The organism is uncultured Clostridium sp. (assembly GCF_937920395.1).
GTDB lineage: Bacteria > Bacillota > Clostridia > Clostridiales > Clostridiaceae > Clostridium_AD.
The window spans coordinates 1-2466 of record NZ_CALEVF010000305.1 but is presented as its reverse complement, the minus strand read 5'-3'; the positions used below and the strand labels follow the sequence as shown (position 1 = coordinate 2466).

The following is a 2466-nucleotide window of genomic DNA, read 5'->3' as shown; positions in this document are numbered from 1 at the left end:
GCAAGAGACTGTTACTAAAAAAATGAGCTTTTTCCTAAATCGTACACTTAGTGAGATAGAGGATAAAAACACTCAATTGGTAGCGAAAAATACTTTGCTTGAAGATGCAGTGACTGAAAATATAGAATTGACCGACGAAATTATAAAGCGTTTATGTTATGCTGCTGAATACAATGACGAGAATACAGCATTACACATGGTTAGAATTAGTTTATATTCATCCTTTTTATATAATATGGTAGAGACATCTAAAGAAAAAAATAGGTTAATGAGTTACGCGGCTTTAATGCATGATATTGGTAAAATAGGTATTTCAGATGCGATTCTTTTAAAACCCGGAAAACTTACAACCGAAGAATTCAATATAATGAAAACTCATACATTAATTGGTAAAAAAATCCTTGGTAATTCAAACCAAGATATTGTTAAAATAGGCTGTGAAGTAGCATTAGGTCATCATGAAAAGTGGGATGGTAGTGGTTATCCGTTAGGTCTTATGGGAAATAATATTCCATTAAGTGCTAGAATAGTAGCTATTACAGATGTTTTTGATGCATTGGCTAATGATCGAGTATATAAAAAAGCTTATCCAATTGAAACTTGTATAAAAATATTAAAAGAAGACAGGAATAAACATTTTGATGGTGAATTAGTAGATCTTTTTTTAAGTAAAATTGATACAATATTGAGGTATAAAGACATCTTAGATTTAAAGTTTAAACAAGTAAAAAATGAAGATATTTTCACAGTAATTTTTAATGATTCTTTGGATGCTTTTATAAAAAACTTAAAAGAAACGCATTATCATTCTAAATAATTCAGAAACCCATATAAGGGCAAACACATCAAAAGATGAACTAATTAAACAAATCAAAGATCTTGCCACAAAATGTGCAGAAACGGTAACACCTAGCAATTTTGCAGATGTAAATAATTAAGAAGAATAGTTATCTGCACAATTAAAAACAGGGCATATTTTCAACATTTTCTTGTATCTATGGTAATTATATTTAAAAGTAACATGTAGGAATCTATCTACAATTTTTAAATAATTTTTCTATCTCATTGGCAGGCATGGGCTTGAAATAATAAAATCCTTGTATTTCATCGCACATTCCCTTATTTATAATATCGAGTTGACTTTTTGTTTCAACGCCTTCTGCTATGACACCTAAACCCATATCTTTAGCCAATATAATAATAGCTTTTGTTATTGCTTCATCTTTTGGATCAACATCAATACCCTTAATAAATGTTATTGGAATTTTAATTCTGTCTATAGGTAATTGTTTTAAATAGTTTAAAGAGGAATATTCGGTTCCAAAATCATCAATTGCAATATGAATTCCCATCTTCTTAAAAGTGCTTAAAATTTTAGCAATATGACCTCTGTCTTTCATTACAGCACTTTCTGTAATTTCAAATTCTAAATACTTACAGTCCAAGCCTGTTTCTCTTAAAATGTCCTCTACATCCTTTATAAGAGTGTCATTTTGAAATTGTTTTGCTGAAAGGTTAACCCCTATACGAATTGGATAAAATCCAGCACTCTGCCACAGTTTATTTTGAGTGCATGCAGTTCGTAGAACCCATTCTCCAATGGAAATAATTAATCCAGTCTGTTCAGCAATAGGAATAAATTTTCCGGGCAAAACCATTCCAAGTTGGGGGTGGTTCCATCTTATTAACGCTTCTAATCCAATAATCTGATTAGAAGTACAGTTTACTTGAGGTTGATAATATAATTCTAATTCATTTCGTTCCATTGCTCGGTATAAGCTATTGGTCATTTTCATCGTTTCAGTGACAGTGGTTTTCATTACAGGAGTACAAAGCATATATTTGTTCTTACCTTTTTCCTTAGCCTTATACATTGCTATATCGGCATTTTTCATCAACGCTTCTGCATTTTCCCCATCTGTTGGGTACAAAGCAACGCCAATACTTGTAGTAATAAAGCAATCTTGATTATTAAGTATAAATGGTTCATTAAAGCATTTAATAATTTTCTCTAATATCGTGTTAATAGACTCCATATTTTCTATATCTTCTATCAAGATAATGAATTCATCCCCACCAATTCTCGCAATAGTATCACATTTTCTAAGTGAATTCATCAATGTTTTAGATACCTCTACTAATAGTAAATCACCAATGTCATGTCCCATGGTATCATTAATCATTTTAAAATCATCTAAATCCAAAAAAATAATTGCTAGCACTTTATTTTTGCGACTTGATAATAGTATAGCATGATTAATTTGTTCAGATAATAATAAACGATTGGGAAGACCTGTTAGATAATCATGATAAGCAAGATGCTTGATTTTTATTTCGGAAAGTTTAATATCTTTATATAAAGATGTAATCTCTTCATTTCTTATTATTAATTGCGAATTTTTATCTTCTATCTCACTAAGTGTACGATTTAGGAAAAAGCTAATCTTTTTAGTCTGGACCTCTTGG

2 protein-coding genes are annotated in these 2466 nt (G+C 30.2%); one reads left to right on the top strand and one right to left on the bottom strand.

The window, feature by feature from the left end; all coding sequences use genetic code 11:
* A partial coding sequence (locus Q0649_RS19235) for an HD-GYP domain-containing protein (RefSeq protein ID WP_298845729.1) occupies window positions 1–817 on the top strand: 817 nt, incomplete at its 5' end.
* A 214-nt stretch (window positions 818–1031) separates the two neighbouring features.
* Here Q0649_RS19235 and Q0649_RS19230 read toward each other — a convergent pair.
* Window positions 1032–2466, bottom strand: a 1435-nt coding sequence (locus tag Q0649_RS19230; protein ID WP_298845727.1) for a bifunctional diguanylate cyclase/phosphodiesterase, incomplete at its 5' end; no start/stop codon positions are given.